Genomic DNA, 20704 nt, shown 5'->3' with positions numbered 1-20704 from the left:
AAGCGCGATCTGAAGTCGGTCGCGACTTCAGATGCGTCCGACGAGGGACGCCGCGATCAGCCTGAGCCGCTTCAGCGGTTCGGCCCGGTCGGGATCGGTCAAGGCGGCGTGGGCCACGGCGGGGAATCCCTCGGGCGGCAGCGACTTCAACGCGGCATTGGCTGCTCGCTTCAGGGACGACGCCTCCTTCGCCCGACCGGTCTGCGCCAGTCCCCAGACCCGGCCGACGGGCGCCACGGCTGCATCATGGCCTTCGCCCGCCAGTATCCGCACACCGACCTGCATGGGGCCGACGTAGAAGGCGTCAAGATCGTGCGGCTGTTCGCGCACCCGGCCGATGTGGGCGTCGATCAGGGCGTCGAACGTCGTGCGGTCCGGGCCGTGACGCGCGACGAGATCGGTCAGGGCCTCCAGCACCGGATGGCCCTTGCGCGGCACGCCGGCGAAGACGCCGTCCATCTGTTCCGCCCACCAGGTATAGCGCATCTCGGCCAGGAGCGGCTGGGTCACGCGCGTAGGGATGCTCATCAGCTCGGCTTCGAAGGCGTAGAGCGTGATCAGGTCAGCGCGGGCGCGGCCATCCGCGACCAGGCGACTGGACAGCCAGCGGTCGAGGTCGGCGGTGCGGACCTGTTGGTCGAGCGTATCCGCAGTCTCGGTCAAGCGGCGCGCGACACCGCGAAATCGGCCAGGTCTTCCAGCGCGGCGCGCCAGTCGCTGGACGGCAGGATCGACAGAGCCGCCTTGGCCTGATCGGCATAGTCGCCGGCGAGGTCCAGCGTCGCGCCGATGGCGCCCGAGCCGATGATGAGTTCGCGCGCACGGGTGAAATCTTCGGGCGTCCGCTCGCCCTTGGTCACGGTGCGCTCCCAGAAGGCTTCCTCGCGGCCGCGCGTGCGGGCGACCGCCAGCAGCAGAGGCAGGGTCGCCTTGCCCTCGTTGAAATCGTCGCCGGCGTTCTTGCCCAAGGCCTCGGCCGTCGCGCCGTAGTCCAGCGCGTCGTCCGCCAGTTGGAAGGCGATGCCCAACGCCATACCGTAATCGCGCAGGGCTTTAATCGCGGCCGGATCGGCCCCGGCGCCCACCGCGCCCGCCTCGGCGGCCGCGGCGAACAGTTCGGCGGTCTTGGCCGAGATGATCTGCAGATAGGTGGCCTGGTCCAGATTCAGGTCGTGGGCGCGCGTCAGCTGCAGCACCTCGCCCTCGGAGATCACCCGCGACGCCTCGGCCAGAATGCCCAAGGCGCGCATCGAATCCGTCTCGACCATCAGTTCGAAGGCGCGGGCGAACAGGAAGTCGCCGACCAGGACGCTGGTCGGGGCGCCCCAAATCAGATGGGCCGCGACCTTGCCGCGACGCAGTTCGGACGCATCGACGATGTCGTCGTGCAGGAGCGTGGCGGTGTGGATGAACTCGACCGCAGCGGCCAGCTTGCGCGGCGCGACGATGTCGTCCGTCGCGCCCACGGCGCGCGCCGCGGCGACGGTCATGAGGGGGCGCAGACGCTTTCCACCCGCCGACACCAGATGCTCGGCCAGTTTCGGTATGATCGGCACATCCGACTGCATCCGATCCAGGATCAGGGCGTCCACGGCCACCATATCGACCTCAGCCAGCCGGACAAGGGCGTTGACGTCCCCCTTCGGGCGGTGAGCGGCGGCGATGGCGACGTCCAAACGAATACTCTTTCACTGGCGCGGCGGGCCGCGGGAATGGCTTTTTGCGGCCGGGCCGGCTTGCCCCCGCGAGTTGCGGCGCACAATGATGTTCGACCCCTTGAGGGTCAAGGAGATTGAGGCTTGGAGCCGGTCGAAACCCTGCCGACAACGATCGTCGAGAACGGCCTGTTGAACGGCCGGGTGCGCTTGCGTCAACCCGCGCGCGGCTATCGCGCCGGGATGGATGCGGCTTTGCTGGCGGCGGCGGTCCCGGCCGAGGCAGGCCAGAGCGTGATCGAGGCGGGCTGCGGGGCGGGCGCGGTCCTGATGCAGATCGCGAAGCGACGGCCCGGCGTGACCCTGACGGGACTGGAGCGCGATCCGGCGATGGCGGCGCTGGCGACCGAGAATGCGGCGCTGAACGGCACAGCCGTATCCGCCGTGATTCGTCAGGGCGACGTGGCGGCGGGGGTTCGGGCCCTCGGCGTGGAGCCAGCCGACTGGGCCATATCCAATCCCCCATTCTTCGATGACGCCAAGGCGTTGCGCGCCCCGGCCGAAGGCAAGCGGGGCGCCTGGATGGCCGACGACGGGCTGAAGGCGTGGACCGATTTCCTGTTGAAGGCGGTGAAGGAAGGCGGGCGCATCGTGGTCGTTCACCGCGCCGACCGACTGGCCGATCTGCTGGCTCTACTGGGCGAAAAGGCGGGGTCGTTCGCCGTGCGGCCCATCCATCCCTTCGCGGACGAGCCGGCCAAGCGGGTGCTGGTGCACGCCATAAAGACCGGGCGCGCGCCGCTGCGTCTGCTGCCGCCGCTGATCCTGCACGACCGCGAGGGCGGCAAGCACACCGCCCAGGCCGAAGCCATCCTGCGCGGCGAGGCGTCGCTGGGATGGTGATCGGGTGGTCAATCGCGACCGGAACGCCTAAATGCCGCCTCCTGACGAAATCGAGCCCGCCCCGTGTCACCCGACGACCTTCCGCATGATCTTCAAGACGGCCTGATCGCCGTCGGCGAGGCCGCGCGCGACCTGCGCGAGCCGTGGTGGATTTTCGGCGGAGCGGCGATGGCGCTCTATGGCCTGACCGACATCCATGTGCCCGATATCGACGTGCTGTGCGCGCCGCGCGATGCGCGCAACCTGCTGGGCGCGCTGGGCGGCGTGGTGATACCCGATCCGGGCGAAGGTCTGTTCCGCTCCGCCGTCTTCGGCCGCGCGCCGGATCAGCCGATACTGGTCGAGGTCATGGCCGATCTGGAGACCCGCGACGGCGGCGACTGGACGCCAGTCGCCTTCGGCTCGCGCCGCCGCGTCTTCGTCCAGGACACGCCCCTGTTCGTTCCGGATATCCGGGACCACATCGCCCTGTACCGCCTGTTCGGCCGCCCCAAGGATCTGGCGCGCGTCGAACAGCTTGAACGACTGATCGCCTGAATGCCTTTCCCCTTCCAGATTTCTGCCACCGAGGGCCGCGCCCGCACCGGGGTGCTAAAGACCGCGCGCGGTGACATCCGCACCCCCGCCTTCATGCCGGTCGGCACCGCCGCCACGGTCAAGGCGATGACGGTGGATCAGGTCAAGGCGACCGGCGCCGACATCCTGCTGGGCAACACCTATCACCTGATGCTGCGCCCCGGCCCCGAGCGGATGGAGCGTCTGGGCGGGCTTCACACGTTCATGGGCTGGGACAAGCCGATCCTGACCGACAGCGGCGGATTCCAGGTCATGTCCCTGGCCGGCATCTCCAAGGTCAAGGAGGAGGCCGTAACCTTCTCCAGCCACATCGACGGCTCCAAACACGTCCTGACGCCCGAGCGGTCGATCGAAATCCAGGCCGACCGGATCGGCGCCGACATCTCGATGCAGCTGGACCAGTGCGTCGCCTATCCGGCCGAGAAGGATGCGGCCAAGAAGGCGATGGAGCTGTCGATCCGCTGGGGCGCGCGGTCCAAGGCCCGTTTCGGCGAGCGTGAAAACCAGGCCCTGTTCGGCATCCAGCAGGGGTCCACCTTCAAGGACCTGCGTCGCCAGTCGTCGGAACAGCTTCAAGAAATCGGTTTCGACGGCTACGCCATCGGCGGTCTGGCGGTCGGCGAAGGCCACCAGGCCATGTGCGAGGTGCTGGACTATGCGCCCGAAATGCTGCCGGCCGACCGTCCGCGCTATCTGATGGGCGTGGGCAAGCCCATCGATCTGGTCGAGGCGGTGTATCGCGGCGTGGACATGTTCGACTGCGTCCTGCCGACCCGCGCCGGCCGTCACGGTCAGGCCTGGACCTGGGATGGCCCGCTGAACCTGAAGAACGCCCGCTTCGCCGAGGATCAGGACCCGCTGGACCCGACCATCGATGGCCCGTCATCGCAGTATTCGAAGGCCTATCTGCACCACCTGATCCGCGCCGACGAAATCCTCGGGAAGGTGCTGCTGAGCTGGCACAACATCGCCTTTTACCAGGCGCTGACGGCGGCCATGCGTGCGGCGATCTCCGAGGGCCGGTTCGAGCAGTTCAGGCGCGACTTCCACGCCCGCCACAGGTCGAACGGCTGACGCCTAAGGGTGCGGTCTGAACCAGCTGGGCGCAGCCGGCGGCGCGCAGTTCCGCTGCATGCCCATGCCTTTCAGGAAGGCGCGGCGCATTCGGCCGGACTGGATGGCCGACTGAACGTGCTTTGAGTGCTGTTCGGCGCCGCTCAGCCGACGGATCCAGTTTCGGCCGGGAATAAAGTCGGTCGTCGTGTCGCGAATGGCGTTCAGCGCCGCCTTGGCCGCTGCATCCGCCGCCCGCTCGCTGAGATAGGAGCCGTCCTGACGCGGCGGTTCGTCCGTATCGGGTCCCAGCGCCTCGTCCAACCGTGCGACCTCTGCGCCGATGGTCGTGCACTGATTCAGATTGCGCAGGTCGTAGGGATTGGCTTCGGCCTGAAGCAGCACCGTCGGAATCATCTGACGACGCAGATTGAAGTCTTCCAGCGGCGCCGTCGCCGCCGCCGCGAAGCCCGCCCCGACCTGTTCGGCGCCGCCCATCGCCGACCGACCGGCGTTGCAGCCGCTCAGCGTCGCGATCAGCAGGATCGCGGTCGTCGGACCGTACAGATTGTGATGCTTCATTCTGACTTTAGACCACGCCCAAACGGCGGATCAAAGGCGCCCTTGCGAACTCCGCAAGGGAAAAATGGTACGTCCTCTCGGGCTCGAACCGAGGACCCTCTGATTAAAAGTCAGATGCTCTAACCAACTGAGCTAAGGACGCACCGTGCGACGTCCGGGCTGGCCCGAACCGTCGAAGGGCGCCTTCTGTTGTAATCCGGCCTTCCGGTCAAGACCCGGTCTGCTACTCATTGGGCATGAAACCGTTAAATGGCGTCCGCATCATCGAATTCGACGGCTTGGGGCCGGTCACCTTCGCCGGAATGATGCTGGCGGACCTGGGGGCGGAGGTGGTGCGGCTGACGCGCGACGTCTCGGCCGGACCGTCTGTGTTCGACGAGGTCGGAGGCGAGGTCCTGCACCGGGGACGAGCGGCGGTTCCGGTCGATCTGAAATCACCGGCCGATCGCGAGCGCATCCTGCAACTGATCGATGGGGCCGACGCGGTGATCGAAGGCTTTCGGCCCGGCGTCATGGAGCGGCTAGGCTATGGTCCTGACGTTGTCCAAGCGCGAAAGCCCGCGCTGGTGTTTGGGCGCGTGACGGGATGGGGCCAGACGGGGCCGCTGGCGAACGTGGTCGGGCATGATCTGAACTACATCGGCCTGTCGGGCGTGCTGCATGTCATGGGCGAGGCGGATCGTCCGCCCTCCCCGCCGTTGAACCTGGTCGGCGACTATGGCGGCGGGGCCATGCTGTTGGTGGTCGGGGTGCTGGCCGCGCTGGTGGAGGCCAGGACGACGGGCAAGGGACGCGTGGTGGACGCCGCCATGACGGACGGGGCGGCCCTGCTGGGCGGTCTGTGCCAGGCATTGCGAGGTCGGGGACTGTGGAGCGACCGGCGCGAATCCAACCTGCTGGACGGGGGCGCGCCCTTCTATCGCTGCTACGCCTGTCGCGACGGCGGGTTCGTGGCGGTGGCGGCGTTGGAACCGCGATTCTACGCCGCGCTGCTGGCCGGCCTAAAGATCGATCCGGCCGAGGCGGTTCAATACGACATCGCCGCCTGGCCAGCCCTGCAGACGCGCCTCGCGGCCTTGTTCGCAAGCCGAGACCGCGACGACTGGAGCGCCCATTTCGCCGGGACGGAAGCCTGTGTCACGCCCGTGCTGAGCCTGGCCGAGGCGCCGGATCATCCGCACAATCAGGCGCGTGGAACATTCGACAGCGGCCTGCCGCAACCCGCGCCCCGCTTCGACGGCGTCGTTGCTGCGCCCGCTCCCAAGTCCGAACTGACCTTGGAGCAAATGGTCACAAAATGGTCCGATCACGCCGGATGACCGACGCAATTTTCGGCGCTAAGGGAACAGCTTAGCGCGACAGGCGTTTCCGCCAGCTGAGACCCGGGGACTTTCATGACACGCTCGATTTTTGCTTTGGCCGCCGCCGCTGCGAGCATGCTCGCGCTTTCGGCCTGCGATGACCGTCCGTCACGCTCGGACGACGACTATCGCGAAATGCCGGTCGAGACGGCGCCCCCGCCGGTCAAGGAAGAGACGCCCCCGCCCGCGCCAGAGGTGCAGGACCCGACGCCCACGCCGCCGCCATCGACAACGATTCCGCCTGAGGAACGCACCTCGGAACAGTCGGTCCAGCCCGAGAGCGAGACACTGTTCTACTGAGGAACAGGTATGCCGGGGGGCGTCCTTTTGACGAAAGATCGAGTTTGACGTTCAGGCCTTCCCTGCTGGTCGCCCTCGCGGCGTTTTCGGCCTGCGCCCATGCAGCAGCGGCGGATCCCCGCGCGCAAATCCGGGGCGACATGGACGGCGATCTGCGGCGGGCGCTGGAGCGGGCCGTGGGCGAGGTTGACGGCGCGCCGGCCAGCCGCTTCGAGGCCCGTCGTCGCGCCGAGAGCGCCGTGACCTCGGCGACCGCCCTGCTGCGGTCCGAAGGCTACTATCAACCGGTCGTCGAAGACATCGTCGAGGGCGAGGAGACGCCGATCGCGGTGGTCTCGGTCGAACCGGGGCGCCGTTTCCTGCTGACCGATCCGACGATCCAGTGGGCCGGTCCCGCGCCGGAGGTCCAGGCGGCGGACAAGGCGAAGACTGCGATCGCGCTGAAGGCCGGCGATCCGGGGCGGGCGGCAGACGTCATATCGGGCGAAGGTCGGGCCGTGGCGGCGTTGGTGCGTGACGGCTATGCCGACGCCAAGGCCAATCCTCGTCGTGTCGTGGTCGATCACGCGGCCTTCACCGTCGCCCCGGAGTATCGCATCGCCTCCGGCGCGCTGGTGCGTCTGGACGGCGTGCGCTTGACCAGCCAGGGCCGCACCAATCCAGCCTGGGTCGCGGGCCTGGCGCCGTGGAACGAGGGCGATCGCTACGACCCGGAAATGGTCGCGGAACTGGAACGTCGGCTGCTGGACACTGGGGTCTATGACGGCGTCAGCGTCGCGCTATCGCCGCTGGACCAGATCACCGCCGACGGTCATCGCCCCGTCGTGGTCAGTCTGCAGGACCGGCCGCGTCGCGTGCTGGAGGCCGGCGCCACCTGGTCGACGGCGGAGGGCGCGGGCGTGGATGTGATCCAGACGCACTACAACCGCTTCGGCCGCGCCGACACCCTGAGGCTAGAGGCTCGGCTGGCCGACATCGACAGTCGGATCGGCGCCGACCTGTCACTGCCCCACTGGCGTCGGCCCGGCCGGACGCTCAAACTGGGCGCGGCGGTGGTCAACGAAGACACCGACGCCTATCTGCGCACCGCCGTGGTTCTGTACGCCGACCTGCAACAGCGGATCGGCAAGACCTCCTATTTCAACTACGGAATCGGTCTGGACGCCGGGCGCTATAGCGAGACCCGCTACGATTTCAGCACCCTGCCCCCGCAACGCGTGACCTTTGACCGCGATCTGGCGATCATCACCGCACGGACCAGCGCCTACATCGACCGCTCAAACGATCCGCTGAACCCGACCAAGGGCTGGCGCGTCAATCTGGCGGTTCAGCCGACGGCGGTGACCGGCGAGAGCAACATCCTGTTCCTGCGCACCGAGACGCAGGGCACCGCCTATTTCCCCGTCGCGGGTGATCGCACCATTCTGGCCGGACGGATGAAGATCGGCTCCATCGTCGGCGGCAGCGAGCTGAACGTGCCGGCGGATCGTCTATTCTACTCCGGCGGCGGCGGTTCGGTGCGGGGCTATTCCTATCAGGGCGTCAATCCGCAACTGCCGGACGGCACGCCGCGCGGGGGCCTGTCGCTGTTCGAGACCTCGTTCGAAGTGCGCCAGTCAATCGGTCAGAGCTTCCAGGCCGTGGCCTTCGTCGACGCGGGCTCCGTTGGTTTCCAGGAGACGCCCAACCTGACCAATATGCGCTACGGCGCGGGCGTGGGCGTGCGCTACATGCTGCCGTTCGGGCCGATCCGGGCGGATGTCGCCATGCCGCTCAACAAGCGCGAGGGCGACTCCGCCTTCCAGATCTACATCAGCATCGGGCAGGCGTTTTGACCGATACACCGCCCGAATCCACGCCTGAAGAAAGGACGCCCCCCAAGGCGACGCGGCCCGCAAAGCCGCGTCGCGGGCTGATCAGACGCATCGCCCTGGGCGTTGGCGTGGTGGTGGCCGGGCTGCTGGTGCTGATCGCCGCCGCCCTGGTCGGAGGGCGTTACTACATCGCCTCGGATGGCGGTCGCGACATGGTGCTGCAACGACTTCAGGACCTAAAAATCAGCCGTTACGGCCGGCTGAAGGTCTATGGGCTGAAGGGCGATCTGCTCAGCGATTTCACCATCGACCGCATCACCCTGGCCGACAGCCATGGGGTCTGGCTGGAGGCGAACAACCTCAGCATGGACTGGTCCTATGTGGCCCTGCTGAGCCGCAGCTTCCATGCGAACGACATCAAGGCCGAGACCATCCGCGTCCTGCGCCGCCCCATAATCGACCCGCCTACTGGCGAGCCGCCCAGCCCGCAGCCGATCTCGGTCCGCATCGACAAGTTCGCGGCCAACATCGAACTGATGGAAGGCTTTTCCAAGGAATACGGCCGCTGGAGCCTGTCGGGGAACGCAAGCCTGCCGCGCGCCGGCGCCAAGAGCGCGACGGTCAACGCCGACAGCCTGAACCGACCGGGCGATTTCCTGCGTCTGGCGGCGACTTTCGGCGGCAAGCTGGAAGACACGCGCCTGAACCTTCGCGCCAATGAGGCCCAGGGCGGGCCGCTGGCCGGGGCGCTGGGCTATTCGCCGGATCAGCCCTTCTCGGCGGTCGCGGTTCTGAACGCCGATGTGGTCAATGCGCGGGTCCAGACGGGGCAGTTCGTCCCCCTGATTGTCCAGGGCCATTTCGGCGACAAGGGCTCGCGCGTCGCGGGCTACGCCGACTTCAGCAACTCGGACCTTCTGGCGCCCTTCGTCACCAAGATCGGCCGCACGGCGCGGTTCGGCTTCGCCATGGTCCCGACGCCGGACAAGGCCAGCCAGGGTGTGGCGTGGAAACTGATTTCCGACAACGTCCAGTCAGAGGCGCGCGGCCTGATCCGCAACTCCGACCGCAGTTCGCCCGACGGAATCAGCCTCAATATTCAGACGGCCTCGCTGAGCCGGCTTGTCGGGTCCGATGTGGCGGGACCAGCGGCCTATTCCGGCCTGTTCAAGGGCGACGCCCAGACCTGGACGCTGGACGGCCAGGTCACCCTATTAAACGCCAATGTCGCCAGCTATCGCGCCACGCGCATCGCCGGACCGCTGAATGTCGCGGTCAAGAACGGCCGGATTGATATCGACGGCGACATTCGCGCGAACGGCGGATCAGGCGAAGGCATCATCGGCGGCCTCTTGGGGCCGGCCCCGCGCGTGCAGATGAAGGCGGCGCGGATGAAGGACGGCGCGATCCTGCTGACCAAGGTCGATTTGCAGGGCCAGGGCCTGACGCTGAACGGCTCGGGCTCGCGCAACCTGCTGGGCGGGATGAACTTCCGCGGCGAGGCGCAACTGACCGACGCCAGGCGGGTGCTGCCCGACGCGCGCGGCGCCTTCGGCGGCCCGATCCGGGCCTCGTCGGCGCGGGCCGGCGCGCCGTGGGTGCTGAACATCGACGGACGGGGCCGCAATCTGACTGTCGGTCTGGACGAACTGGATCGCCTGCTCGGCAAAACCCCGCGCCTGCAGCTGGCCGGCAAGCTGAACGGCGGACGCATTGAGGTCGAGCGCGGCGAACTGACCGGCGCGGCCGGTCGCGCTGGGGCCAAGGGCATCATCGAAACCGCCGGCAAGCTGAGGCTGGCGCTGGACTGGAACGCGCGCGGCCCGTTCGCGGCCGGGCCGGTCGAGATCGGCGGCGACATGAACGGACGCGGTGCCCTGACCGGCACTCTGGCGCAGCCGCGCGTCGATCTGACCGCCGGCTTCCAGCAGGTCACGGCCGGCGCCCTGACGCTGAACAACGCCGACCTGACGCTGAGCTTCCGCAAGGGCGCGGATGCGTCGGACGGCCGGATTTCGGTGATCAGCGGCTCGAACTATGGTCCGGCGCGCGCCTCGGGCAACTTCTTCCTGGGCGGCAAGCGCATCCGATTGAGCGACCTGGACGTGGACGCCGGCGGCGTGACGGCCAGAGGCGCCATCGCCCTGTCCGACAGCATTCCCTCCAGCGCGGACCTGACCTTCTCGGCGCGGGCCGGGGCCTTCCTGGCTTCGGGCGAAGCCAACGGACGGGTGCGGCTGACCGACGGCGGCGGATCGGACAGCGCCATTCTGGACATCAGCGGCCGCAATGTCCGGCTGGCGGGTCAGAGCTGGATCATTCGCAATCTGGATCTTGACGGGCGCGGCACGCTGAACAACCTGCCCTTCACCCTGGCGCTGGACGTGGGCGGCCCCAACCCGGCCCAGTTCAACGGCACGGGCGTCTATTCGCGTCAGAACACGACGCACGGTCTGACGTTGCGCGGCGGCGGCCGGGTGCGCGAGGTGGCCTTCACGACCCGCAGCCCGGCCTCGATCACTCTGAACGGGGCCACCCGCACGGCGCATCTGGATCTGGGCGTGGGCGGCGGCGTGCTGCTGGCCGACTTGCGACAGGATGCACGCGGCGCCGCGGTCCAGGCCGACCTGACGCGGGTCGATCTGGGCTCTATCTCGCCCGAACTGCGCGGCAGCGTGACGGGTCAGGTCGCCCTGCGCGGCGCCGGCAGCGACCTGTCGGGCACGGCCAATATCTCGCTTCAGAACGTGCGCAGCATCGATGCGCCGCGCGGCCTGGCCGTCGACGGACGCGTGGACGCCACCTTGGCGGGCGACCGGCTGAGCATCAAGGCGACGGCGGTCGACGAGGGCGCGGTTCAGGCGTCCGCCGATGTCGTCCTGCCGGTCGAGGCCTCGGCCGCGCCGCTGCGCCTCGCCATCGCCCGGACGCGCGAAATGTCGGGCCGGGTGTCGATCAACGGGCAAATCCAGCCGATCTGGGACCTGTTCCTGGGCGGCGACCGCAGCCTGGCCGGTCAGGTGGCGGGTCAGGCGACGATCGGCGGGACGCTGAACGCGCCGCGCCTGAACGGCCGGTTCGATCTGAGCCAAGGCTCCTATCGTGAGAACGCGGTCGGTCTGGTGCTCAGCGACCTGACGCTGCGGACCCGGTTCGACGACACCGCCGCCCAGATCGAAACCTTCACGGCCAACGATGGCAAGGGCGGCACCGTGTCAGGCCAAGGCCGCATAGGCCTGCGCCAAGGATCGGGATCGAACGCGCAACTGATGCTGAACCGCTTCCGGGTCATCGACAACGATATCGCCGAGGCGCGCGCCTCGGGACCGATCACCATCGTTCGCGGCGCCGACGGCAATATTCAGCTGGGCGGCCGGATCGACATCGACGAGGCCAAGATCGAACCGGAACTGCCCGGCGCGACCGGCATCGTCTCGATGGACGTGGTCGAGATCAATCGTCCGGGCGGCGATCCGGAGGAGACCGAGCAGAAGGCGCGCGGCCCGCAGATCGGCATGGACATCGTCCTGCGGTCCAGCGGCGGCAAGGTGCGGGTCAACGGGCGCGGCCTGAACGTGATTCTGGACGTGAACGCCCGGGTGCGCGGCACGATCGCCCAGCCGCAACTGACCGGCACGGCCAATGTGGTGCGCGGCGATTATGAGTTCGCGGGCAAGCGGTTCGTGTTCGACGACACCGGACGTGTCACCCTGTCGACCGATCCCAAGCAAATCCGTCTGAACCTGGCGGCGACGCGAGAGGACGCGGCCCTGACGGCCTCGATCAACGTCACCGGAACGGCCGCCGAACCCAAGATCGCCCTGACCTCCACCCCGTCCCTGCCCCAGGACGAAATCCTGTCGCAGGTGCTGTTCGGTCGGTCCGCGTCGCAGCTGTCGGCCTTCGAGGCGGCGCAGCTGGCGGCCGGGGTCGCAGCCCTGGCGGGCGGCGGCGGGTTCGATGTGATCGGCAACCTGCGCGAACTGGCCGGTCTGGACCGGCTGTCGTTCGGCGGCGACGCGTCTGCGGTCACGGTTGCGGGCGGTCGCTACATCACCGACGACGTCTATCTGGAGGTCATCGGCGGCGGTCAGAACGGTGCGGCGGTCAAGGTCGAGTGGCAGCCTCGGCGCAACGTCGCCATCGCGTCGCAGTTCGGCGGCCAGGGCCAGACCAGCCTGTCGATCCGCTGGCGTCACGAAAGCCGCGAGGCGGGCGATCGTCGTCCAAACCGGGGCGGCCGCAACCGCTAGGCCGCCCCATCGGATCGGTCGCTAGAGAACCTCCAGCACCCGCTCCACGGGGCGGCCGATGACGGCGCCCTTGTCGGTCTCGACGATCGGACGTTCGATCAGAATCGGCTGAGCGATCGCTGCAGCCAGTATGGCTTCGTCATCTGCGCCGACGTCCAGCAGCGCCTTGGCGTCGGCTTCCTTCCTGCGCAGAAGGCCCGACAAACCGAGGCCGGTTCTGGATGCCAATCGCTGCAGCGTCTCGCGGTCCCGTCCGGTCTTCAGATATTCGACGACCGTCGGCTCGACGCCCTGCTCGCGCAGCAGGGCGAGGGCGTTGCGCGACGTGCTGCATTTCGGATTGTGGTAGAGGACGACCGACATCACGCTTCCTGCTTCAGGCGATGCAGCAACATGGCGCCCTGCAGCGACGCGACATAGATCACGCCCGACACGATCATGGCGGGCCAGGTCGTCAGGTTGATCCACAGCGGAAGGTCCGGCGACGGCAGGGTCCCCAGCAGCCGCATCCCCAGATTGGCCACCACGCTGTAGGCGATCAGCGCCAGCATGATGATCGGGATGGCGCGCGTCATCATGCGCCACTGCACCACCGCCACGACGCCATAGAACAACACGGAGAAGATCGCGCCCGAGGCGATAGCGAAGGGCCACATGACCTTCATCATCTCCTGCTGCATGGCCAGCTGATCCGCCGACAGACCCATCTTGGCGTACTCCGCGCTCATCGCCGTCTCGAACCAGCCCGAGGTAAACATCCACCAGGTCGGGATCAGGCCGACGATCAGGGCGATGACCAGGCCGATCACCATCGACCGCGCCGAACGCTGCGCCTCGGCCATGCCGCGCGGCAGCTTCAGCGGGTTCATGGCGCGGAGCCAGAGGTCGATCGTTTTGCGTGTCATAGGGCCCTCGTTTCGAGCGGAGCCTAGCGGTGATCGGCGACGACTTACAGGCCCCGACCTTCACCTTTCAGGTCGAGGCGTCTAGGGTCCGGCCGATGCGGATTCTGACCTCGGACCAGGCCGTCCTCGACCACGTCGCCGCGCGACGCGAGACGATCATCGGCCGTACCATTGACTGGGCGAACATCAACTCGGGCAGCCGCAACGCCGCCGGACTGAATGCTGTGCTGGATGCGCTGGAAGCGGCGGCGGGCGCCCTGCCCGCCCGTGTCGAACGCCTCCCGACACAGGGTTCGACCACCGTCGCCGACGACGGATCGGTGCGGACCGAGGCCCATGCCGACGCGCTGAAGATCACCGCCCGGCCGGATGCGCCGATCCGGGTCGTGCTGACCGGCCACTATGACACCGTCTTCCCCGCCGACAGCCGGTTCCAGACCGTGACCACGCGGGCCGACGGCGCCCTGAACGGGCCGGGCGTCGCCGACATGAAGGGCGGGATCAGCGTGCTTCTGGCCGCGCTGGAGGCGTTCGAGACCCATCCTGACAGACACGGCGTCGGCTGGACCGTGCTGCTGAGCCCTGACGAAGAGATCGGCTCGCCGGCGTCCGCTCCGCTGCTGGCCGAACTGGGCGCGCGCGGCCATGTCGGCCTGACCTACGAACCGGCGCTGGCGGACGGCACGCTGGCGGGCGCGCGCAAGGGCAGCGGCAACTATCATCTGATCGTGACGGGTCGCGCCGCCCACGCCGGCCGCGCCTTCGACGAAGGCCGCAATGCGGTGGCCGGCGCCGCCATCATCGCCGCCGCCCTGCATGGCCTCAACGGTCAGCACGCGGGCGTCACCGTCAACGTCGCCAAGATTTCGGGCGGGGGCGCGCTGAACGTCGTCGCCGACAACGCCGTGGTGCGGTTCAACGTCCGGGTGCCGCACAAGGCCGCCGCCGACTGGATCGACGCATCGGTGCGGTCCATCGCCGCGACACCGCCGTTCGAGGGCCTGACGCTGGATCTGCACGGCGGCTTCACCCGCGCGCCCAAGCCGATGGACGCCGCTCAGACTGCCCTGTTCGAGGCGGTGAAGGAAGCCGGCGCACTGCTGGGCCAGCCCATCGCCTGGAAACCTTCGGGCGGGGTGTGCGAGGGCAACAATCTGCACGCGGCCGGCCTGCCCAATATCGACACCCTGGGCGTTCGCGGCGGCGATATCCATTCGGATCAGGAGTTCGCCTGGCCCGACAGCTTCGTCGAGCGCGCCCAGCTGAGCACCCTGATCCTGTGCAAGATCGCTTCGGGTGAAATCGATGCGGCCAAACTGAAATCCCTGCGGATGGAAACCCTGTAGAATGCTTGTCGTCCGTCCCGCCGGCCCAGCCGATCTCGATCATCTGCTGGAACTGGCCATCCTGTCCGGCCCCGGCTTCACCAGCCTGCCTGAAGACCCCGACGCTCTGGCCGATCGGCTGGAGCTGAGCCAGGCGAGCTTTGAAGGTCGCGTGCCGTGGCAAGAGGCCTGGTACACCCTGATGCTGGAAGACGGCGACACGGGCGACATCGACGGCGTCGGCTCGGTCAAGGCGACGGTGGGGCTGAAGCGGCCCTTCTTCTCGTTCCGCGTCGTCAACAACACCGTCCAGTCGCCCTCGCTGGGGGTGAAGCTGGACCACCAGACGCTGGTTCTGGTCAATGAGTGCACGGGTTGGACCGAGGTCGGTTCGCTGTTTCTGAAGGCGGATCGGAGGAAGGGCGGCGCGGGCCGTCTGCTGAGCCAGTCGCGATATATGCTGATCGGCGCCCAGCCCGACCTGTTCGCCGACAATGTTCTGGCCGAGTTGCGCGGCGTCTTCACGCCCGACGGCGCCTGCCCGTTCTGGGACCATGTGGCGCACAAATTCTTTCCGATGGAGTTCGACCACGCCGATCGAATGACCGGCTCGACGGACAAACAGTTCATCCTGGACCTGGCGCCGCGGCACCCGATCTATGTCGAACTGCTGCCCGAACCGGCCCGCGCGGTGATCGGCAAGGTCCATCCGCAAGGCGTACCGGCCATGGCCCTGCTGGAAAGCGAGGGCTTCCGACCCAATGGGCTGGTCGACATCTTCGACGCCGGTCCGACCGTCGCCTGCGGCCGCGACAATATCCGGACCGTGCGCGACGCCCGGCGCCTGACGGTTCAGATCGTCGAGGGCGTCGAGGCCGAACTGCCGGCCCTGATCTCGACCGACAGCGTCGCCGCCTTCCGCGCCGTCCGCGCCAAGGCCGACATCGACGGCGACGCCGTTCGCCTGACCGCCGAAACCGCCGCCGCGCTCAAGGTGCGCAGCGGAGACCCTGTGCGAGTAAAATCATGACCCGCTTCACCTCCACCGATCCCGCCACCGAAGCGACCAACTGGGAGGGCGAGGCCGCCAGCCCGGCTGAGGTCCAGGCCGCTGTCGACGCCGCCCGCGCCGCCTTCCCCGCCTGGGCCGATGCGCCGCGCGCCGACCGGATCGACGCGGTGAAGCGCTATCAGGCCGTCCTGAAAGATCGCGCGCCCCAGATCGCCGAGGCCATCGCACGCGAGACCGGCAAGCCGCTTTGGGAAACCAAGACCGAGGCCGCCGCCATGATCGGCAAGGTGGATATCTCGATCCGCGCCTATGACGAGCGCACCGGCGAACGCATCAGCGATACAGCGTTCGGCCGCGCGACCCTGCGGCACCGTCCGCACGGCGTTGCGGCGGTGCTTGGCCCGTTCAACTTCCCCGGCCATCTGCCGAACGGCCATATCGTCCCGGCCCTGCTGGCGGGCGACACGGTCGTCTTCAAGCCATCGGAGGAAACGCCCCTGGTCGGTCAGGTGATGGCCGAAGCCTTCGCCGCCGCCGATCTGCCGACCGGCGTGGTCAATGTGGTCCAGGGCGGGCGTGAGACGGGCGCGGCCCTGCTGGACGCCGGCATCGACGCCCTGATGTTCACCGGATCGGGCGCGGCGGGCGCGCATTTCCGCAGGAAGTTCGCCGACGATCCCCACGTCATCCTGGCGCTGGAGCTGGGCGGCAACAATCCGTTGGTCGTGTGGGACGCAGCGGATGCAGAGGCCGTCGCGGGCATCGCGGTTCAATCCGCCTTCATCACCACCGGCCAGCGTTGCTCGTGCGCGCGTCGCCTGATCGTGCCGGAAGGGCCTCAGGGCGACGCCATCGTCGAAGCCATCGCCGCCCTGTCCGACCGGCTGATCTTCGGCCCGTGGGATAGCGATCCCGAACCCTATGCCGGCCCGCTGATCTCGGCGCGTGCCGCCGAGGCGGCGCTAAAGGCTTTGCAGGACCGGATCGACATGGGGACCAAGGTCATCCGCGCGTCGGGGCCGGTCGCCAACCTGCCTGGCGCCTTCGTCAAGCCGGCCATTATCGACGTGACCGGGATCGACGTGCCGGACGAAGAGATGTTCGCCCCCTTCCTGTCGGTAACGCGCGTCGCCTCGTTCGACGCGGCGATCCAGGCGGCGAATGCGACCCGCTACGGCCTGTCCGCCGGTCTGGTCAGCGATGATCCGAAGAACTGGGACCACTTCATCCGCCGCATCCGCGCGGGCGTGGTCAACTTCAACCGTCCGACCACCGGCGCCGCCGGCGACATGCCGTTCGGCGGCTTGGGGGCCAGCGGCAACCACCGGCCCAGCGCCTACTACGCCGCCGACTATTGCGCCTATCCGGTCGCCAGTTTCGAGGCCGACGCCGTCGCCAACATCGAAGGCGAGATCAAGGGATTGCGATGATCAGCGCTGTCGAGGCCAACGCCGACGGTCTGATCGGGCCGACCCATTCCTACGCCGGTCTGTCTCCGGGCAATCTGGCGTCCGGCCTGAACAAGGGCGAGGCGTCGAACCCGCGCGCGGCCGTGCTTCAAGGCCTCGACAAGATGAAGACCCTGGCGGATCTGGGCCTGCCCCAGTTCGTCCTGCCGCCGCATGAGCGGCCGAATATTCCCTTCCTGCGGACCCTGGGCTTCGCCGGTTCGGACGCCCAGGTTCTGGAACGGGCCTGGCGGAGCGCGCCGTCGTTTGCCGCCGCCGCCTGCTCGGCCTCGCCCATGTGGGCCGCCAACGCCGCGACCGTGACGCCCAGCGCCGACGCCGCCGACGGCCGGGTGCATTTCACGCCGGCCAATCTGCACACCAATCTTCACCGCAGCCTGGAGCACCGGCAAACGAAGCGCGCCCTGGACGCCCTGTTTCCCGACGCCAGCCGTTTCGCCGTCCATGACGCCCTGCCCGCGGTCGCGCATCTCGCCGACGAAGGCGCCGCGAACCACGTTCGCCTGTGCGCTCAACATGGCGGTCGCGGCGTCAATCTGCTGGTGTGGGGTCGCGAGGCGTTCGAACCTTGGGACGGCCCCTTCCCCGCCCGTCAGACGCGCGAAGCGTCGGAAGCCATCGTCCGACGACACGAAGCCGGACGGCCGGTCCTGGCCCAGCAATCCCGCGCCGCCATTGGCGGCGGCACCTTCCACAACGACGTGGTCTGCGTCGGGGCGCTGGACACCCTGTTCTTCCACGAGTTGGCGTTCGAGGACACGGCCGCAACCCAGGCCGCCATTCGCCGCGCGGCCGATGGTCTGTTCGAGCCGATCTTCGTCGAGGTCTCGTCCGCCGACCTGCCGCTGGCCGATGCGATCTCGAGCTATCTGTTTAACTCCATGCTGATCCAGGTTCCGGGCGAGGAGCGCCTGACCCTGATCTGTCCGACCGAGACCCGCGACAACCCGCGCAGCCATGCGGTGGCGCAGGCGTTGGCCGCCTCCAACGGTCCGATCGGCCGGGTGAAATATGTCGACGTGCGCCAGTCGATGCGCAACGGCGGCGGACCGGCCTGCCTGCGCCTGCGTGTCGTGCTGACCGAGGCCGAACTGGCGGCGACCAACCCGGCCATGCGCCTGAGCGACGATCTGCATGCACGTCTGTCGGACTGGGCCGGGCGCTGGTACCGCGATGAACTGCGCCCCGCCGATCTGGCCGACCCTGACCTGCTGGTCGAAAGCCGTGGCGCGCTGGACGAGCTGACGACGGTCCTGAACCTCGGAACCGACTTCTACCCCTTCCAGAGAGGCTGATCCGGCCATGACGACCGCAGCGCCCATGAGCCCCGCCCGCCGATTGAGAAATATCGTCGGCGGATCGGCCGGCAATCTGGTGGAGTGGTTCGACTGGTATGCCTATGCGGCTTTCACCCTGTATTTCGCGCCCGTCTTCTTCCCCAGCGAGGACCCGACGGCGCAACTGCTGAGCGCCGCCGCCGTCTTTGCGGTGGGCTTCCTGATGCGGCCCATCGGGGCATGGATCATGGGGGTCTACGCCGACCGCAAAGGTCGCAAGGCGGGGTTGACCCTGTCGGTGACCCTGATGTGCACCGGTTCGCTGATCATCGGCGTGACGCCCGGCTATGGCACCATCGGCCTAGCGGCGCCGGCGCTGCTGCTGTTCGCGCGGCTGTTGCAGGGGCTGAGCGTCGGAGGGGAATATGGATCCAGCGCCACCTACCTGTCCGAAATGGCCGAGCCGCATCGTCGCGGCTTCTGGTCCAGCTTCCAGTACGTCACCCTGATCTCGGGTCAGTTGATCGCCCTGCTGCTGTTGATCGTGCTGCAGAACACGCTCAGCGAGACGGCGTTGGCCTCCTGGGGGTGGCGCATTCCCTTCTTCGTCGGCGCGGGCCTGGCGGTCGTCGTCTTCTGGCTGCGTCGCCGGCTGGACGAGACCCATAAGGCGACCGAGGCCAAGGACGCCCCGAAATCCAGCGCCGTGCAGTTGATCCTGAAACACCCGAAAGAGGCGTTCATGGTGCTGGGTCTGACGGCCGGCGGCACCTTGGCCTTCTACACCTACACGACCTATCTCCAGAAGTTCCTGGTCAATACGAGCGGTTTTTCCAAGAACACGGCGACCGAAATCAGCGCGGCGGCCCTGTTCATCTTCATGCTGCTTCAGCCGACGGTCGGCGCGCTTTCGGACAGGGTGGGACGGCGTCCCGTGATGATCGCTTTCGGCGTGCTGGGGGTGTTGTGCACCGTGCCGATCATGACAACCCTGTCGACGGTCGAGAGCCCTTTCGTCGCCTTCCTCCTGGCGCTGGCCGGGCTGGTGATCGTGTCGGGCTACACCGCGATAAATGCGGTGGTGAAGGCTGAGCTGTTCCCCGCCCACATCCGCGCCCTCGGCGTCGCTCTGCCCTACGCCATCGCCAATGCGGTGTTCGGAGGCACGGCGGAATATGTGGCGCTATGGCTGAAGGGCGCGGGCGTCGAGAGTGTGTTCTTCTGGTACGTGACCGGGATGATCGGGCTGTCGCTGCTGACCTTCATCCGCATGCGCGACACCAAGCACAATAGCCTGATTACGCACACCTGACGCCGATCAGGCCGCGAACCGCCCGCCGCGCTGGGCATAGGCCTGGGTGCCGCGGGTGAAGACCTGGTCGGTCGGCAGGACGGTTTCGATGGCCAGGTCGTCCTTTCCTTTCAGCGCCGCATAGACAGGCCCGAAGTCCTTGAGCGTCTCGTCTTTCAGGGCTTCCAGGCTGTCGATGACGAAATAGACCTGCTGGAAGTCGTCGATCCGGTACAGGGTCCGCATCACCCGCTCCAGGTCGAACCCAAGGCGGTTGGGCGACGGATCGTCCAGAGCAAAGACGCTCTCGGTCGCCGAGGAGACGATGCCGGCGCCGTAGATGCGAAGGCTGTCCTCCTCCTTCATCAGACCAAACTCGACCGTATACCAGTACAGGCGCGCCAGGTTCGGCAGCATGCCCAGGCCGGCCGCCCGCTGCCCACCCTTGCCATAGGCCTCCATATAGGCGGCGAAATCGGGGTCGGTCAGCATCGGCACGTGGCCGAAGACGTCGTGGAAGATGTCGGGCTCTTGGAGATAATCCAGTTGGTCGGGCTTGCGGATAAACTGACCCGAGACGAAGCGGCGATTGGCCAGATGGTCGAAGAAGACCTCGTCCGGCACGAGGCCCGGGACGCAGACAACCGTCCAGCCGGTCAGGGCCTGAAGCTTGGGATTGATCACGTCGAAGTCGGGAATCCCGCCGGCGTTCAGATCCAACGCATCCAGTCCCCGCATGAAGGCGTCGCAGGCGCGACCGGGCAGGATCTTCATCTGCCGGGCGTAAAGCGTGTCCCAGGTTTGGTGCTCGACCTCGGTATAGGCGGCCCAGTTCTGGGGAATGGTCCAGTCGGCGGCCGCGCCCTCGGGCGGCTTTTCGAAGACGTGTTCGAAGTCAGACATGGCGTATTCCTCTTTTGCCGCCATC

18 protein-coding genes and 1 tRNA gene are annotated in these 20704 nt (G+C 67.7%); 12 read left to right on the top strand and 7 right to left on the bottom strand.

Annotated features, from left to right (window positions below):
- Positions 1-27: 27 nt before the first annotated feature.
- Both O2K97_RS06545 and O2K97_RS06540 read right to left on the bottom strand, forming a co-directional pair.
- Entirely contained in the window at positions 28-663 is a 636-nt protein-coding gene (locus O2K97_RS06545; protein WP_269220925.1) for a squalene/phytoene synthase family protein, read from the bottom strand.
- The gene (locus O2K97_RS06540; protein WP_269221116.1) at positions 660-1601 is read right to left on the bottom strand and encodes a polyprenyl synthetase family protein; all 942 of its coding nucleotides are present in this window, start codon (positions 1599-1601) and stop codon (positions 660-662) included. The genes O2K97_RS06545 and O2K97_RS06540 overlap by 4 nt, the downstream gene beginning before the upstream one ends.
- 198 nt (positions 1602-1799) lie before the next feature.
- Here O2K97_RS06540 and O2K97_RS06535 point away from each other — a divergent pair, with 198 nt between their 5' ends.
- The 3 genes from O2K97_RS06535 (at position 1800) to tgt (ending at position 4208) form a co-directional block, all read left to right on the top strand.
- Positions 1800-2558 carry a tRNA1(Val) (adenine(37)-N6)-methyltransferase gene (locus tag O2K97_RS06535; protein ID WP_269220924.1) on the top strand — a complete coding sequence of 253 codons (759 nt, stop codon included), beginning with the start codon at positions 1800-1802 and terminating at the stop codon, positions 2556-2558.
- A gap of 63 nt (positions 2559-2621) precedes the next feature.
- Entirely contained in the window at positions 2622-3095 is a 474-nt protein-coding gene (locus O2K97_RS06530; RefSeq protein ID WP_269220923.1) for a hypothetical protein, read from the top strand.
- Positions 3096-4208 carry a tRNA guanosine(34) transglycosylase Tgt gene (tgt, locus tag O2K97_RS06525; protein ID WP_269220922.1) on the top strand — a complete coding sequence of 371 codons (1113 nt, stop codon included), beginning with the start codon at positions 3096-3098 and terminating at the stop codon, positions 4206-4208. It begins immediately after the preceding gene.
- Positions 4209-4211: 3 nt separating this feature from the next.
- Here the strand turns inward: tgt and O2K97_RS06520 are convergent, their stop codons facing one another.
- Positions 4212-4769, bottom strand: coding sequence for a hypothetical protein (locus tag O2K97_RS06520; protein WP_269220921.1), 558 nt, complete (start codon positions 4767-4769; stop codon positions 4212-4214).
- 65 nt (positions 4770-4834) lie between these two features.
- Positions 4835-4911: transfer RNA gene (locus O2K97_RS06515), tRNA-Lys, on the bottom strand.
- Positions 4912-4999: 88 nt separating this feature from the next.
- Here O2K97_RS06515 and O2K97_RS06510 point away from each other — a divergent pair.
- From O2K97_RS06510 to O2K97_RS06495, 4 genes are all read left to right on the top strand, one after another.
- Complete coding sequence (locus O2K97_RS06510; protein WP_419466093.1) at positions 5000-6088, top strand: CaiB/BaiF CoA transferase family protein; 1089 nt, start codon at positions 5000-5002, stop codon at positions 6086-6088.
- A 75-nt stretch (positions 6089-6163) separates the two neighbouring features.
- Positions 6164-6430, top strand: coding sequence for a hypothetical protein (locus tag O2K97_RS06505; RefSeq protein ID WP_269220919.1), 267 nt, complete (start codon positions 6164-6166; stop codon positions 6428-6430).
- Between the two features lie 44 nt (positions 6431-6474).
- A complete protein-coding gene (locus O2K97_RS06500) occupies positions 6475-8265 on the top strand; it encodes an autotransporter assembly complex protein TamA (protein ID WP_269220918.1) in 1791 nt (596 codons plus the stop codon).
- A complete protein-coding gene (locus tag O2K97_RS06495; RefSeq protein WP_269220917.1) occupies positions 8262-12497 on the top strand; it encodes a translocation/assembly module TamB domain-containing protein in 4236 nt (1411 codons plus the stop codon). Before O2K97_RS06500 ends, O2K97_RS06495 begins: the two co-directional genes overlap by 4 nt.
- A gap of 21 nt (positions 12498-12518) precedes the next feature.
- Here O2K97_RS06495 and arsC read toward each other — a convergent pair whose 3' ends face one another.
- Positions 12519-12860 carry an arsenate reductase (glutaredoxin) gene (gene arsC, locus O2K97_RS06490; RefSeq protein ID WP_269220916.1) on the bottom strand — a complete coding sequence of 114 codons (342 nt, stop codon included), beginning with the start codon at positions 12858-12860 and terminating at the stop codon, positions 12519-12521.
- Positions 12860-13402: a hypothetical protein gene (locus tag O2K97_RS06485; RefSeq protein ID WP_161638657.1), complete on the bottom strand. Its 543-nt coding sequence runs from the start codon at positions 13400-13402 to the stop codon at positions 12860-12862. The genes arsC and O2K97_RS06485 overlap by 1 nt, the downstream gene beginning before the upstream one ends.
- Before the next feature lie 95 nt (positions 13403-13497).
- On the opposite strand from O2K97_RS06485, the gene O2K97_RS06480 reads away from it, so the two are divergent.
- From O2K97_RS06480 to O2K97_RS06460, 5 genes are read left to right on the top strand one after another with little or no spacing between them, the layout of a single operon-like run.
- Positions 13498-14748: a hydrolase gene (locus O2K97_RS06480; RefSeq protein WP_269221115.1), complete on the top strand. Its 1251-nt coding sequence runs from the start codon at positions 13498-13500 to the stop codon at positions 14746-14748.
- A 1-nt stretch (position 14749) separates the two neighbouring features.
- The gene (locus O2K97_RS06475; RefSeq protein WP_269220915.1) at positions 14750-15757 is read left to right on the top strand and encodes an arginine N-succinyltransferase; all 1008 of its coding nucleotides are present in this window, start codon (positions 14750-14752) and stop codon (positions 15755-15757) included.
- Entirely contained in the window at positions 15754-17169 is a 1416-nt protein-coding gene (astD, locus tag O2K97_RS06470) for a succinylglutamate-semialdehyde dehydrogenase (RefSeq protein ID WP_269220914.1), read from the top strand. Before O2K97_RS06475 ends, astD begins: the two co-directional genes overlap by 4 nt.
- The gene (astB, locus tag O2K97_RS06465) at positions 17166-18503 is read left to right on the top strand and encodes an N-succinylarginine dihydrolase (RefSeq protein ID WP_269220913.1); all 1338 of its coding nucleotides are present in this window, start codon (positions 17166-17168) and stop codon (positions 18501-18503) included. Before astD ends, astB begins: the two co-directional genes overlap by 4 nt.
- 7 nt (positions 18504-18510) lie before the next feature.
- Complete coding sequence (locus tag O2K97_RS06460; protein WP_269220912.1) at positions 18511-19797, top strand: MFS transporter; 1287 nt, start codon at positions 18511-18513, stop codon at positions 19795-19797.
- 6 nt (positions 19798-19803) lie between these two features.
- On the opposite strand, the gene phhA is transcribed toward O2K97_RS06460, so the two are convergent.
- Positions 19804-20679, bottom strand: a complete 876-nt coding sequence (phhA, locus tag O2K97_RS06455) for a phenylalanine 4-monooxygenase (protein ID WP_269220911.1) — start codon at positions 20677-20679, stop codon at positions 19804-19806.
- Positions 20680-20704 lie beyond the last annotated feature (25 nt).

It is taken from the genome of Brevundimonas vesicularis (assembly GCF_027105095.1).
Taxonomy (GTDB): Bacteria; Pseudomonadota; Alphaproteobacteria; order Caulobacterales; family Caulobacteraceae; genus Brevundimonas; species Brevundimonas vesicularis_E.
Note: the sequence above shows the minus strand (reverse complement) of the source record. Positions and strands in the feature narration are given on the sequence as shown.

Coding starts and splice junctions, on each gene's coding strand:
- O2K97_RS06485 (WP_161638657.1), bottom strand. CDS start 13,402: ATGACACGCAAAACGATCGACCTCTGGCTCCGCGCCATGAACCCGCTG.
- O2K97_RS06505 (WP_269220919.1), top strand. CDS start 6,164: ATGACACGCTCGATTTTTGCTTTGGCCGCCGCCGCTGCGAGCATGCTC.
- O2K97_RS06520 (WP_269220921.1), bottom strand. CDS start 4,769: ATGAAGCATCACAATCTGTACGGTCCGACGACCGCGATCCTGCTGATC.
- O2K97_RS06540 (WP_269221116.1), bottom strand. CDS start 1,601: ATGGTGGCCGTGGACGCCCTGATCCTGGATCGGATGCAGTCGGATGTG.
- O2K97_RS06475 (WP_269220915.1), top strand. CDS start 14,750: ATGCTTGTCGTCCGTCCCGCCGGCCCAGCCGATCTCGATCATCTGCTG.
- O2K97_RS06480 (WP_269221115.1), top strand. CDS start 13,498: ATGCGGATTCTGACCTCGGACCAGGCCGTCCTCGACCACGTCGCCGCG.
- O2K97_RS06460 (WP_269220912.1), top strand. CDS start 18,511: ATGACGACCGCAGCGCCCATGAGCCCCGCCCGCCGATTGAGAAATATC.
- astD (WP_269220914.1), top strand. CDS start 15,754: ATGACCCGCTTCACCTCCACCGATCCCGCCACCGAAGCGACCAACTGG.
- astB (WP_269220913.1), top strand. CDS start 17,166: ATGATCAGCGCTGTCGAGGCCAACGCCGACGGTCTGATCGGGCCGACC.
- phhA (WP_269220911.1), bottom strand. CDS start 20,679: ATGTCTGACTTCGAACACGTCTTCGAAAAGCCGCCCGAGGGCGCGGCC.
- arsC (WP_269220916.1), bottom strand. CDS start 12,860: ATGTCGGTCGTCCTCTACCACAATCCGAAATGCAGCACGTCGCGCAAC.
- tgt (WP_269220922.1), top strand. CDS start 3,096: ATGCCTTTCCCCTTCCAGATTTCTGCCACCGAGGGCCGCGCCCGCACC.